This is a genomic window from Alkalicella caledoniensis, from assembly GCF_014467015.1.
Lineage (GTDB): Bacteria > Bacillota > Proteinivoracia > Proteinivoracales > Proteinivoracaceae > Alkalicella > Alkalicella caledoniensis.
The window spans coordinates 3,512,297-3,525,981 of record NZ_CP058559.1 but is presented as its reverse complement, the minus strand read 5'-3'; the positions used below and the strand labels follow the sequence as shown (position 1 = coordinate 3,525,981).

14 protein-coding genes are annotated in these 13,685 nt (G+C 35.6%); 3 read left to right on the top strand and 11 right to left on the bottom strand.

Annotated features, from left to right (window positions below; translation table 11 throughout):
- Positions 1-26 precede the first annotated feature (26 nt).
- The 4 genes from dprA to mgsA form a co-directional block, all read right to left on the bottom strand.
- A complete protein-coding gene (gene dprA, locus HYG86_RS17295) occupies positions 27-1,130 on the bottom strand; it encodes a DNA-processing protein DprA (protein WP_213166798.1) in 1,104 nt (367 codons plus the stop codon).
- A 130-nt stretch (positions 1,131-1,260) separates the two neighbouring features.
- Positions 1,261-2,499: a glutamate 2,3-aminomutase gene (eam, locus tag HYG86_RS17290; protein WP_213166797.1), complete on the bottom strand. Its 1,239-nt coding sequence runs from the start codon at positions 2,497-2,499 to the stop codon at positions 1,261-1,263.
- Positions 2,500-2,559: 60 nt separating this feature from the next.
- Entirely contained in the window at positions 2,560-4,263 is a 1,704-nt protein-coding gene (gene argS, locus HYG86_RS17285) for an arginine--tRNA ligase (RefSeq protein WP_213166796.1), read from the bottom strand.
- Between the two features lie 186 nt (positions 4,264-4,449).
- Complete coding sequence (mgsA, locus tag HYG86_RS17280; protein ID WP_213166795.1) at positions 4,450-4,839, bottom strand: methylglyoxal synthase; 390 nt, start codon at positions 4,837-4,839, stop codon at positions 4,450-4,452.
- A gap of 33 nt (positions 4,840-4,872) precedes the next feature.
- On the opposite strand from mgsA, the gene HYG86_RS17275 reads away from it, so the two are divergent.
- A complete protein-coding gene (locus tag HYG86_RS17275) occupies positions 4,873-5,358 on the top strand; it encodes a hypothetical protein (RefSeq protein WP_213166794.1) in 486 nt (161 codons plus the stop codon).
- 155 nt (positions 5,359-5,513) lie between these two features.
- Here HYG86_RS17275 and HYG86_RS17270 read toward each other — a convergent pair whose 3' ends face one another.
- The 7 genes from HYG86_RS17270 to HYG86_RS17240 all read right to left on the bottom strand — a co-directional run bounded on the left by HYG86_RS17270 (position 5,514) and on the right by HYG86_RS17240 (position 11,794).
- On the bottom strand, positions 5,514-6,497 hold the full coding sequence (locus HYG86_RS17270; RefSeq protein ID WP_213166793.1) for a M42 family metallopeptidase: 984 nt from the start codon (positions 6,495-6,497) through the stop codon (positions 5,514-5,516).
- Positions 6,498-7,526 (bottom strand): M42 family metallopeptidase, encoded by a 1,029-nt coding sequence (locus HYG86_RS17265; protein ID WP_213166792.1) that lies wholly within the window; start codon positions 7,524-7,526, stop codon positions 6,498-6,500.
- Positions 7,517-8,566 carry a M42 family metallopeptidase gene (locus tag HYG86_RS17260; protein WP_213166791.1) on the bottom strand — a complete coding sequence of 350 codons (1,050 nt, stop codon included), beginning with the start codon at positions 8,564-8,566 and terminating at the stop codon, positions 7,517-7,519. The genes HYG86_RS17265 and HYG86_RS17260 overlap by 10 nt, the downstream gene beginning before the upstream one ends.
- 202 nt (positions 8,567-8,768) lie before the next feature.
- Positions 8,769-9,299: a CDP-alcohol phosphatidyltransferase family protein gene (locus tag HYG86_RS17255; protein ID WP_213166790.1), complete on the bottom strand. Its 531-nt coding sequence runs from the start codon at positions 9,297-9,299 to the stop codon at positions 8,769-8,771.
- An 11-nt stretch (positions 9,300-9,310) separates the two neighbouring features.
- Positions 9,311-9,586 carry a hypothetical protein gene (locus HYG86_RS17250; RefSeq protein WP_213166789.1) on the bottom strand — a complete coding sequence of 92 codons (276 nt, stop codon included), beginning with the start codon at positions 9,584-9,586 and terminating at the stop codon, positions 9,311-9,313.
- Between the two features lie 69 nt (positions 9,587-9,655).
- A complete protein-coding gene (gene mnmM / locus HYG86_RS17245) occupies positions 9,656-10,225 on the bottom strand; it encodes a tRNA 5-(aminomethyl)-2-thiouridylate-methyltransferase MnmM (RefSeq protein ID WP_213166788.1) in 570 nt (189 codons plus the stop codon).
- 33 nt (positions 10,226-10,258) lie between these two features.
- The gene (locus tag HYG86_RS17240) at positions 10,259-11,794 is read right to left on the bottom strand and encodes a YifB family Mg chelatase-like AAA ATPase (protein WP_213166787.1); all 1,536 of its coding nucleotides are present in this window, start codon (positions 11,792-11,794) and stop codon (positions 10,259-10,261) included.
- 192 nt (positions 11,795-11,986) lie between these two features.
- Between HYG86_RS17240 and HYG86_RS17235 the strand changes: the two genes are divergently transcribed.
- Together HYG86_RS17235 and HYG86_RS17230 are read left to right on the top strand one after the other, a co-directional pair.
- Entirely contained in the window at positions 11,987-13,237 is a 1,251-nt protein-coding gene (locus tag HYG86_RS17235) for a DNA polymerase Y family protein (RefSeq protein ID WP_213166786.1), read from the top strand.
- Positions 13,238-13,273: 36 nt separating this feature from the next.
- Complete coding sequence (locus tag HYG86_RS17230) at positions 13,274-13,537, top strand: hypothetical protein (RefSeq protein ID WP_213166785.1); 264 nt, start codon at positions 13,274-13,276, stop codon at positions 13,535-13,537.
- The last annotated feature ends 148 nt before the right edge of the window (positions 13,538-13,685 follow it).

Sequence of the window (13,685 nt, the reverse complement as noted above, 5' to 3'; positions counted from 1 at the left end):
ACTTCCTCATTTTATGTAATTTTTAGCTAAAAGTCAACTTTTCCCAAGGGCTGATACATTTGATTTCCTGCTTTTTTAATGAGCCCTTTTATCTCTAGTGTAATAAGATTAGCTAAAAGTTCTGAAATACCTATCCCTGTGGTTAGTAGTAGATATTCTAACGATACCATTTGTCCTTGTAAATTCTTAAGAATATTTTCTTCCACATCTGATAAGTTTATAACATCTGAAATAACATTTTTCCCTTCACTTCTTTGACTTTGAAAGTTGTATTCTTCTAAAATATCAGGGTAGCTTGTTACAGCTATTGCCCCCTCTCTGATTAATTTATTTGTTCCTCGACTTAGCATGCTATTTATATTGCCTGGTACTGCAAATACATCTCTTCCTTGTTCCATTGCGAAGTCAGCGGTTATTAGAGCGCCACTTCTTTCTTCAGCCTCAACCACTATTACCCCTTTAGAAAGACCACTTATTATTCTATTTCTAGCTGGAAAATGGGCAGCCACAGGCTGAGTTCCTAAGGGATATGCACTTATTAGGAGTCCATTTTCCTCCATTGTTGAGTATATCTCTTGATTTTGCCTAGGGTAAATTATGTCTAATCCGCAGCCTAATACTCCAATGGAGCTTCCTTTACCTCTAAGTGCTCCAGTATGTGCACTGGCATCTATTCCCCTTGCCATCCCACTAGCTACTGTAAAACCACTTACACTTAGGTATTCACCCATTTCTTTAGCTATATTCTTCCCATACCATGTGGCTTTCCTAGCTCCAACTATGGCCAGTGTATTATTTTGAAATAGTTCTATGTTACCTTTACAAAATAGCACTGGTGGTGGATCATATATTTCTTTAAGGCTTTGGGGATATAGGTTATTTTCCTTTGTTATTATCATGACATTTTTTTCTTTATATTTAAGTATAGTTTCCTCTATGTTAAAATTATTCATAATTATTCTGAAATTTTGCACTATACTTTTTTCTAGCTTTAAATTTGTACATACCTGGTCGTACTTTTCCTTAAGCTCTTCTACGGAAGAAACTAGGTTTAAAACATAGTCAGTCTTCCTGCCTCCGATGCCTGGTACATAACATAAAAGAAGCATAAGTTGTTCCTTTTGATTCATATCCTTCCCCCCTCCTTAAGGTAAATTCTACTATTTATTCATAATTCCTGCAAAAGTTTAATAATTATTAGTTTCGTTTTCAAAGAAATAATTGAATACAAAAATAAAAAAAGTGGCGTAAGCCACTTTTTTAATCTTCGTATTTATAAACCATTTCTCTGTTTTCCCAAGTTCTAATTTTTATATGATCATTCTCTTGTTCTAATAAGTAGTTAGGAAGCATAGGGGTTTTTCCATAACCTTTTGGTGCATTAACTATATAAGTAGGTATAGCTAATCCACTGGTATATCCCCTTAATTTTTCCATGATTTCAAGGCCATCTTCTAATTTAGTCATGAAGTGTGAAGTACCTTGTACACTTTTGGCATGGAAGATATAGTATGGCCTAATTCTAACTTTTAACAATTCATGATTTAATTTTTTCATAACATGGGCATCGTTATTGATATGATTTAAAAGTACTGCTTGGTTGCCCATAACCACTCCTGCTTTTGCCAGCATATTAGTAGCTTTTTTCACTTCTGAGGTAATCTCTTTTGAATGATTAAACTGTGTGTTTAAATAAACAGGCGCGTGCCTATCTAATATATCACATAACTCTTGAGTGATTCTCTGTGGAATTGTTACCAATGCCCTAGTGCCAAGTCTTTTAATTTCCACATGTTCGATACTATTTAGCTCTCCCAATAGCCAGTCCAATGTACTATCAGCAAGCATTAAGGAGTCTCCACCAGTTATAAGAACATCGCGGATCTCCGGATTAGCTCTAATGTAATCCACAGCCTCTTGCAGATGACTTTTAGGGATATTTTTATCTATTTCCCCTATATTCCTACGCCTTTGGCAATGTCTACAGTACATTGCACATTGGTTAGTAACATTAATTATTAATCTGTCTGGGTACCTTCTAGTTATCCCCTCCGCTGGGTTCGTAAACTTCTCTCCCATTGGGTCTGAATGTCCAGAATCGTCTAGTACTTCAGCAAGCTGGGGTATGGACTGTAATCTAACAGGACAATTAGGATCAGTTTTTGACATTAGTGCAGCATAATATGGAGAGATAGCCCATCTGTTTTCTGCCCCTGCTCTTTTAATATCTTCTACCTCTTGGTCAGTTAGATCAATAATTTGCGCAAGTATATTAACGTCATTTATTCTGTTTTTAATTTGCCATTTCCAGTTGTCCCAATCCTCCGGTGTTCCCCCTAGTATTTCTAAAAGTTTTTCTTTTTGTAGGTTATATTCATCTTGTATTTTGTAACCTACTGGGATCGTGTCTTTTACATCTAAGTAATCTTGAATTCTAGATTTAAGTTCTGCAGCTCTTTTAAGTGATACGTCCCTGTTATCTTTTTCAAACTCTGACATACTACCACCTCCTAATTTATTATAACACAGAATCTCTCGGATTCCTATATTTATGATAATCTACATTTCTTCTGGTGCATCTATCCCAAGTAGTCGTAGACCATTTTTAATTATCTGTGCTGTAGCTTGGGAAAGTAATAATCGTCCCTTGCTTATACTTTCATTTTCCTCTTTATTTATAGGACAGTTATGGTAAAACCTATTAAATTCCCTTGACACTGTTATCAGGTATCTTGCTATAACAGACGGTCTATAGCCATCAATACTTTCCTTGACTATATCTGGGAATTGGGCTAGCTTTTTAGCTAATGCCTCCTCGTATTCTGTATTTAATAATGAGTAGTCTGGGCTAACTTCATTGGCTTCGCTTTTACGAATAATACTAGAAATACGGGCGTGTGAGTATTGCACATATGGAGCAGTCTCACCATTGAAATCAAGAATTTTTTCCCAGTCGAAGATAACGTTTTTAATTCTATCGTTTGTTAGATCTCCGAATATTATAGCCCCTATGGCTACTTGTCTACTAACATCTTCTTTGTTAGCTAAGTTTGGGTTTTTTTGTTCAATGATTTCTTTTGTTAAGTCAATAGCATTTTTAATTACGTCATCTAAAAATATCAGATTACCTTTTCGAGTGGACATCTTACCTTCTTGAAACCTAAATAGGCCAAAGGGTACATGCTCACATTTATCACTGTATTCAAATCCTGCGATTGCTAATGTTTTAAATATCTGTTTAAAATGTAATGATTGTTCTGCTCCCACTACATAAAGCATTTTATCAAATTTATATTGTTCGTATCTATAAATAGCTGCACATACATCCCTTGTAGCATATAATGTTGCACCATCTTTTTTCCTAAGCAGTACTGGTGGCATATCAAATTTTTCAAGATTTACTATCAATGCCCCTTCACTAATTTCCGTAATCCCTTTACTGATCAGTGTTTCTATGGTTTCAGGGATAAGATCGTTATAAAACTGTTCCCCGTTGTAACTGTCAAATTCCACACCTAAAATTTTGTAAATTCTTTTAAGTTCATTTAAGCTAATTTCTTTAAACATGGCCCACTTTGCCATTTTATCTTCATCGCCATTTTCAAGGTCTTTGAAAGTAGCCCGTGCTTCATCGTCAAGACTGGGGTCTTTTTCAGCCTCTTCATGAAATTTTACATATAGCTCATATAGGTATTTTACAGGTTCTTTTTCGTTTTTAAGTCTGTTAGAGTCTCCCCATTTATCAAATGCTACTATGACTTTGCCAAATTGAGTTCCCCAATCACCTATGTGATTGATGCCCACTACATTATATCCCAAAAATTTATGTATTTTATAGAGACTATTTCCTATTACCGTAGTTCTTAAATGCCCTATACCAAAGGGTTTTGCTATATTAGGTGAAGAAAAATCTATAATAACAGTTTTTCCTTCTCCTAGGTCAGAACTTCCGTAAAGGTCGCCTTTTTCTTTTATTTCTGATATGGTATGCTCCATCAACTTCTCAGAGTTAATGTAAAAATTAATATATGGTCCTACACTCTCAATCTTACTAAATTCTTGTGGTGTTTCTATGGTTTTAACCAGTTCACTAGCAATAATAGGTGGAGCTTTCTTTAAAGTTTTTGCTAGAACAAATGTTGGAAAAGCTAAGTCACCATAGCCCTTCTTATCTGGCTGTTCAATGAGCGAAAGGGTCTCCTCTTTAGGTAAGCCTACCTTTTGCTCTAATATCTCACAGATAATATTTTTGTATTTTTCCATACTTTCCCGCCTTCCGTTTTTAAAAAATACTCATTTTCGTATAGCTATGTAATTAATTATATGATTTCACTATATTTTCCCCAAATCTGACTTGGTATATCTATTTTTTTAGACTATAATGTGATTGTTAAATTAACCATATGATTATTAAATACATTTTCTCGGAATACTATTATAAGATGCTTCTTATTTTAGTCTCCAGTTTAGATCTCCCCTTTGCAAACCTTTAAGCAAAACCTCTGCAGTAGCCATATTTGTAGCCACAGGTATATTGTGAACATCACACAATCTTAAAAGGGCTGTTATATCAGGCTCGTGGGGTTGAGCCATTAAGGGGTCCCTAAAAAAAATAACTAAATCCATATTGTCTTCAGCAATCTTTGCACCAATTTGCTGATCTCCACCTAATGGGCCCGATAAAAATCTATGTATTGTTAAACCTGTAGCTTCCATTATTTTAGTACCAGTAGTCCCTGTGGCAAAAAGTGTGTTTTTGGCAAATATATCTTTGTAAGCTATACAGAAATTAATCATTGACTCCTTTTTCCTATCGTGGGCAACTAATGCAATATTCATAAATACCAATCCTCCTAAGTCAGGTGAATATTAATGTATCCTAAAACATATCAGATACGCGACAATAATTTATCTAAAAATAAATTATACCAACTAAATACAGTTTTGGCAAAGCATAAAGACAAAATCATTCATTTGCGAGATACCAAGAATGAAAAAAGCAAGAAAATAGAACTATTATTAAAAAAAGATTTAGGTCAGTTGGGCTTTATGCATTCTGTGACAAACGATACCTATCCTTTATTTAAAAAGGGGAGTCTATTCGAGGTTGATTTCTACCATCCTCACGAAAAAATAGGTATCGAAATAGAGAAAAGCAACTTATATAGCAAGGTGTGGTTAGCTTTATTTAAACAGTTAGAGTCCAAGGAAATAAAGCACGGTATAATTATGGTTCCCATAATCAAATATTCAAAGTCCAAAGTAGAAAATACTTTTGAAATAACATATCAAAGGATTATAAATAACAGCGTCCATATGCTAGACCATTTAGATTCCTTAACTATAATTGGGTACTAAGTAAGGGCTAATGGAATCAATTATTAGTATGTAGTTGTTAGTTAAAGCCACGCGGAGCGCGTGGCTTTTGTATTGTCTGCTATTAATGTTTTGACTAGCATCTAAAGTAATCCTCTTCTAACAACAGGCAACTATATTAACTAATAAGTCTATTTTTAAAACTCAAACTCAGTTGATGCTACTATTAATTTTACTGCGTTTTCTAAGTCCGATTTACTCACCATTTCTGATGGTGTGTGGATATAACGGCAAGGAATTGATACTACTCCAGCCCATACACCTTCTCTGGATACATGTATTGCCCCAGAGTCAGTTCCACCGAACTCTAGTACTTCCAGTTGGTATGGAATTCTTAAAGATTTTGCTTTTTGTACTAACATATTTTTAACAACAGGGTGAACCATGATTGATAGGTCTTTCACTTTTATGGCGGGCCCTTTTCCTAGTTCTACAGCCATTCTGTGTGAGTTAGGTGTATCCCCCACAGCTGTTACATCCACTGCTATAGCTAAGTCTGGATCGATTCTATACGCAGCAGTTTTTGCCCCCCTTAAGCCAACCTCTTCTTGTACTGTAAATACAAAATAAAGATTATGTTCGGGATTTTCAATTTCTTTAAGGGCTTCTATAAGCACCCAACATCCTGCTCTATCATCTAAAGCTTTTCCCACTGCTTTATCCCCATTAAGGAAGAAATCTCTTTTAATGACAGCCACTTCTCCTATGGATATTTTTTCCTCAGCTTCTTCTTTAGTATTCACACCAATATCTATATACATTTTTTCTAGTTTAAGTTTTGATATGTCATCTAGTTTTTCGCTGGAAACAACGCCTATGGCGCCACAGTCAAGTTGAACTCTTTGACCTAATAGTACATATGGTGATACACCACCTATATTGGTAAATCTTAGAAATCCTTCTTTTTCAATATAAGTAATTAGCAAACCGATTTCGTCCATGTGTCCAGCATACATGATTTTTTTATCGGACTTACCTTTTTTGTATGCAATTACATTGCCAAGTTTATCAGTGAATACATCGTCACAGTGGGGTTTCACTTGTTCTATAATAAAGTCTGCCACTGGCTTTTCATGTCCCGATGGTCCAAATTTCTCAGATAGTTTTTTTAATAACTCCATTTATATTAAACCTCCCTTAGCTTCGCCAATCTCTTTTAAAATATATCCCATAAGTTTCCTAGTGGAATTAAAGTCCTCTATGTTCATAAATGAAACAGGTGAATGGATGTATCTACAGGGAACTGAGATGGTAAAAGTGTCTATACCTTCTCTTGTCAAATGAATCTTTCCTGCATCATTTCCTCCAACAGATGTTTGACGATACTGATATTTGATTTCGTTTTTCTCTGCTATTTTTACAACAGCCTTTAAAAGATTTTTTTGAACTATAATTGATGCGTCAATAATTGATAATGCAGGTCCGCCACCTAATCGAGTGGAAAAACGATGTTCTTCACTTTCAGGTACATCAGATGCTGAGGTTCCTTCTAGAACAATGGCTAGATCTGGGTTTACTGTATATGCAGCTACCGTTGCTCCCCTTAAACCTACTTCCTCTTGTACTGTAAATACTCCGTAAAGGGGAAATGGGTAATCTTCCTTTAAGATGTCTGCTAATAATGCACATCCCACTCTATCATCAAAGGATTTTCCTTTACACAGGGTATCATTTATTTTTTTAAATTCTGTTTCAAAGGAGCAGTAATCCCCTAATTTTACTTGTTTTTTTGCATCATCATCTGACTTAGCTCCAATATCTATGAAAAGCTGGTCAAATCCTAATGCTACTTCCCTTTCGTTAGGTCTTTGTAAGTGGATAGGTTTTGCCCCGATAACTCCTTTTACAAGGTTATCTCCTATGCGAACGGGTTTTGAGACCAAAACCCTAGGGTCCACACCACCAACAGGTCTAAACTTAAGTAAGCCGTTTCGTTCAATTGAAGTGATCATCAATCCTACTTCATCCATATGAGCAGCTATCATTACTTTAGGACCTGGTTTGTCTTTACCTTTTATGGCTATCAAATTACCCAAATAATCTGTTTGAAATTCATCTACATGTTCCGCAAGTAATTCTTTAAGTAGCTTTGCTACCCCGATTTCATTACCAGCTACACCGTGGGCATTAGAAAGTTTTTCTAATAGCATATTAATCCCTCCAATCCCTTTTTATCGAGACTAGCAATATAAAGGGCTAGTAGCCTTCCTGCTTTTTTAATGTCTCCTAATGATAGGGTTTCTACAGATGTATGCATATATCTTTCTGGAAGTGAAACAACAGCTGTGGCTATGCCGCCCCTAGCTATTTGAATAGCACCTGCATCTGTTCCAGAGTGTCCTGGTGCCGTTTCTAGCTGAATTGGAATATTCCACTCTCCTGCAGTGTTTTTTAGACCTTCAAAAACCTTAGGGTGTATGTTAGGTCCCATGGCTAGGGCTGGTCCACCATCTAGTTTTGAACTATTTTCTTCACTGACTCCTGGCATGTCCCCAAAACAAACATCTATGGCTATACCTATGTCAGGGACTATACCATAACTACTAACCATAGCTCCCCTAAGTCCAACTTCTTCTTGAACAGTTGCAACGGCATAAACATCAGCAGTATGTACTAGCTTCTTTAACTCTTTTAAGCATTCCATAATTACAGCAACTCCCGCCCGATCGTCAAGGGCCTTAGCAGCTACATATCCATTTGATAGTTCCATAAAATTTCTATTTACAATGGCTATATCTCCAACGGATACTTTTTCTTTAACCTCTTCCTCAGTTAGACCAGTGTCAATAAAAAGATCATACATCTTCATTGCTTTATTTCTTTCATGGGGTTCAGTTAGATGTGGAGGTTTTGCACCTATTATACCGTAAATTTCTTCTGTACCGTAGATAGTAACTTCCTGTGCAGGTAGTGTTCTTGGATCGATCCCCCCCACTTGAGTAAATCGCAAAAAACCACCTTTTTCAATCTTTGTTATCATCAGTCCAATTTCGTCCATATGACCTGCTAACATTATTTTAGGGCCGTTACCACTTCCCTTTTTAAGACCTATGACGTTTCCAAGCTTGTCTATTTTGGATTCATCACATAAACTTTGGAAGTACTCATTGATTTTTAATCCTACTTTTTGTTCATAGCCTGATACCCCAGGCATTTGTGTTATAACTTGTAGAAAATCCTTAATATCCAAGTATATAAACCTCCTTTTAGATGAATTACCTATATGTTTTGTAATTTTACTGCCTATTATTATAAAACAGTTGGTTAGTTGCTTTCGCTATCTACTATCACCGTCTGTCTTATAGCTGCGAAATAAAGTTTTAGGAAAGGCTCTAGCCTTTCCTAGGTCAAGGCGTATTTTAATTATTTCGACAATCAAATTAAAAATCCCTTTAATTTACCATTGTTTTTTTATCAAATAATTTGTTTATAAATATATTTGAATATACTATTGTGGTTACAAGAACAAGTAGTACAAATCCACGGGCTAGAAGACTCCTTATCTCCCACTGTAAAATATAGCTAATAATCAGCAGGTATATATAACAGGTATTTATTTTACCTAAAGCGTTTGCGGGAATGGCTATTTTTTTATATAAATAGCTAATGGCGCCTCCAGCTATCATTACTCCTTCCCGAATAGCCATAAATACTAATATCCAAAAGGGTATATAACCATTTAACCAAAGGCCCCCAGCAATTGTTATCAGTAATAACTTATCGGCTAGTGGATCCATCATTTTGCCAAAGTCTGTAATGAGATTGTATTTTCTAGCGATATAACCATCGGCTATATCGAGAAATCCACCTAGTGCTAGTATAACCAAAGAGAAAAAAAGTTTATTTACCACATTGGGAAGAAAGCTAATATAAATAGGTACCAATAAAAGTCTTATACTAGTTAACACATTTGGCAAATTCATACTATCCCCCCTTAGGCAGTTACAACTTCTTCCTCAAAAACATCAATAAACTCTAATCCAACAACAAGGTTTTTGTTAATTTCACGTGTATCTAAATTATAGGTTATATTTTTGTATAGTGGCGCATCTATTGTTAGGTTGATTGTTTGACAGGTCTTTGGGAGACCCACTAGTATATCACCATCTCCAATATGCTGAGAGTCAAAGTTTTTACATTCTACTTTAATCTTAAAACCCTTAATGGGTTTTAGTGAAATACTATCAATCACTTTAAAGTTTATAAACATACATATCACCTTCCCATTGTTTTAATACATTCTACGTATTATATAACAGGTCGGTGATTTTTTTTTTTGTTATATACCATTCTTCTTTTTCTGGATTACCAAAAGTTGTGGAGGGAAATTTTGGAGATTTATAAAATTATAATGAAGTACTGTATACATTTTTTGATTTAGATTTTTAACCAGTGTTAAAACCCCATCTGTCTCCCATTTCCCACCATAATGACCTGGATAAAGCATAAGGGACATTACTCCATTTTCTTTAAGTAACTCTAACCCTTGCTCTATTGCGGGAATGGTTGATTCTAGTTTAGTAACAATTCCATGATCTCCACCGGGAAGGTATCCAAAATTAAACATAATTGCAGATACTTTATCTGTAACATGCTCTTTTATGTTTTCGTGTCCAGTGTTTACTAAAACAACCCTATGTTCTAAGTTATGTTTGATTAACCTCTGATATGTATTTTCAAGGGCTTCTTTTTGAATGTCAAAAGCAAAAACTTTCCCTTTATCTCCTACCCCTTTGGCTAGTAGCAATGTGTCATTTCCGTTCCCTGCTGTACCATCAATAGCTACATCTCCATCTTGTAAACTATCAAGTATTAGCTGTCTTGCAAATTCCAAGCTCCTTTTAATCAAAAGACTTCCCTCCTAAGTATTTGTATAGGCTTTTTATCTATTCCAGTAGTTACTATCTAAACTTCTGTATTGTATGGCTTCTGCCACATGGTTCATTTGTATGTTTTCACTACCTTCTAGGTCTGCAATTGTTCTAGCAACTTTTAATATCTTGTCATATGCCCTAGCACTTAAGCCTAGGTTATTGAAAGCCGTTTCCAGTAGAGCCTTACTTTCCCCATCCAAATTACAGCAGCTTTTTAAAATTTTACCCGAAAGCCTACTATTATAATCTATACTATCATTATCTTTATATCTATCAAACTGTATTTCTCTAGCTTTTATTACCCTTTTTAAAATATCCTCTGAGCTCTCTTCTTTTATATCATCTCCCATTAACTCATTAAATTTTACTGCGGGAACTTCTATATGTATATCTAATCTATCTAAAAGAGGTCCTGATATCTTACCCCGATATTTGTCTACTTTACTAAGGGAACAACTACACTGAGTTGTTGGAGAATTGTAGAATCCGCAAGGACATGGATTCATGGAGGACACAAGGATAAAGTCAGCTGGGTATTTTATTGATCCACTTACCCTAGATATAACTATTTCCCTATCTTCTAAGGGTTGTCTTAGTACTTCTAATACATCCCGGGAAAATTCAGGTAGTTCATCTAAAAATAGCACACCTTTGTGAGCTAAGCTTATCTCCCCAGGTTTGGGAATCCTTCCTCCTCCAACTAGTCCTCCATATGATACTGTATGGTGTGGTGCTCTAAAAGGCCTTTTGCTAAAAAGTCCTGTTTTTCTCAGCAGTCCTGCCACACTAAAAATCTTCGAAACTTCCAATGTTTCGTCATATGTAAGTGGTGGTAAAATACTTGCAAATCTTTTAGCAAGCATTGATTTTCCTGTTCCAGGTGGGCCTATTAGCAGGAGATTATGCCCCCCTGCTGCAGCGATTTCCATAGCTCTTTTTACTGCCTTTTGACCTTTAACTTCACTAAAATCACCTAAATTTTCCCCTTGTCCTTGACTCCCACCTAAGCTTCCTTTAAAGGCAGCTAGTTTTTTTATGTTTAATATATGGTCCACTGCTTCTTTTAATGTACTAACTGGGTAAATTTCCACCCCCTTTACAAGGGCACCTTCCTCTTTATTGTTAAAAGGAACCATAAACTTCTTTTGTTCTTTTTCCTTTAAATGTACAGCCATGGGTAAAATGCCGTTTATCTCCCTTACTCTCCCATCTAAGGAAAGTTCACCACATGTCACTATATTTTCTAAATACTGTTTTGGCCATTGATTATCTGCGGCTAGTATCCCTAAGGCAATGGGCAAATCATAAATGGCCCCTTCTTTTTTTATATCTGCTGGAGCTAGGTTTACGATGATTTTGTTAGAGGGAAATTTATACCCTGAATTAAAAACTGCTGCCTTAACCCTTTCTTTTGCTTCCCTTACAGCAGTGTCAGGTAGTCCAACTATCTCAAAGGATGGAAACCCTTTGGATATATTTACTTCCACCTCAATAATATTTCCATCTAGTCCTAGCACGCCACAACTCTTTGCAATTGCTAACATTTATACACCCCCAAGCATGACTTATTGAATTATTCTACAAATTTCGTCAACTTCCTTTTTTTTGGAAAAATTTCTTTAAATCTGCATTTAGGTAGCATTTATGAAAAAACCAAAAACTTCCTTACAAACATATGTGCTAAAAACTTTACACAGAACATATGTTTGTATTATAATATGTTGGAGGTGAGTTTTATGGCTGAAAAAGTTATTTTTCATATTGATGTTAATTCCGCCTATCTTTCTTGGGAAGCTGTCTATGCATTGCAGCAGGGAGCTTCTGTGGATCTGAGGGATATCCCTGCTGTTATAGGTGGAAACGAAAAAAAGAGAAACGGTATAGTCTTAGCAAAATCAATCCCCGCAAAAAAATACAACATTAAAACTGGAGAAACACTATTTTCTGCAAGACTCAAATGTCCACAGCTTGTAGTAGCTCCACCAAGGTACAATCTTTACATGCAATGTAGCGAAGCTATGGGCAATTTATTGTCTAAGTACTCCCCTTTAATACAATTTTTTTCAATTGATGAACTTTTTTTGGACTATACCAATATGGATAAACACTTTGGAACTCCATTACAGGCTGCAGAAAAAATTAGAGAAGAAATCAAAAATACCCTGGGTTTTACTGTCAATATTGGTATAGGATCAAACAAACTTTTAGCTAAAATGGCTTCTGAATTTGAAAAACCAGATAAAGTTCATACACTTTTTCCAGAGGAAATTCCCAAAAAAATGTGGCCTCTAGCTGTGGGAGAGTTGTTTATGGTTGGGTCTAAAACTGCGGAAAAGCTTCAAAGTAAAAATATACATTCAATTGGCGAGCTAGCTCAAACAGATCCCCAGTTTTTGTATGGCTTTTTAAAAAGTCACGGTTTATTAGTATGGAATTATGCAAATGGCAAGGAAGATTCACCTGTACGTAATGAAGGGGTGCTCATGAAAGGTTTAGGCAATTCCACCACTATCTCTTTTGATCTTTTAGACCTAGAAGATAGTTTTAAAGTACTATTAGCATTAACGGAAACCGTTTGTACAAGGTTAAGGCGTTCTGAGCTTCACGCCACAGTTATAAGTGTCTCCTTGAAAAATAGTTCCTTTGTTTCATACTCCCATCAGGGAACACTTCCCCATGCCACTAATTGTACTAAAATTGTTTTTGAGAAGGCGAAAGAGCTTTTTGTAAAAGCATGGAAAGGTGAACCCATTAGGCATATGGGTATACATTTAACAAAGCTTATAGAAAGTGATTTTCATCAGCTATCTTTATTTGAACCTGATCCTTTTCCATATAAAACCTTAGATAAAGCCGTTGATGATATCAGACTAAGGTATGGGAACACTTCCATTGTTCGTTCCTCTTTCCTACATTCTGGTTTTAGTCCACAGCAAGGTGGAGTAATCAGGGAAGATGATTACCCCATGATGTCCAGTATTTTATAATCAAAAAAGAGTTTGTGAAAAATAGGTGGTGATTTTTTGAAAGTTTTAATGACTCCCATAGAAATGATCGTGTGGTTTACCCAAGATGGTGTTCCTCACCCTCTAAAATACAGACTTTTACAAAAAGATGGCTCATATACTGTCGTTAAGGTGGGTAAGGTTATATCTTCAGATAAAGAAAGGCTAGCAGGTAACAACATGCTAATTTACAGATGTCAAAGTATAGTCCATGGTATTGAAAAATTGTATGAGTTAAAATACGAAATAGCAACGTGTAAATGGTTTTTATATAAGATGTGAAAAATAGCGCCTCTAAGGGCGCTATTTTAGACTGATGACAAAGTCATTTATTAGGAATGTCGCATATTAAACGCTGCACAAAATTCTCCGTCGAGACTTAAGGCTTCTATCTAAACTCCAGAAGGGTACCGCTCCAATTCACCGTCCA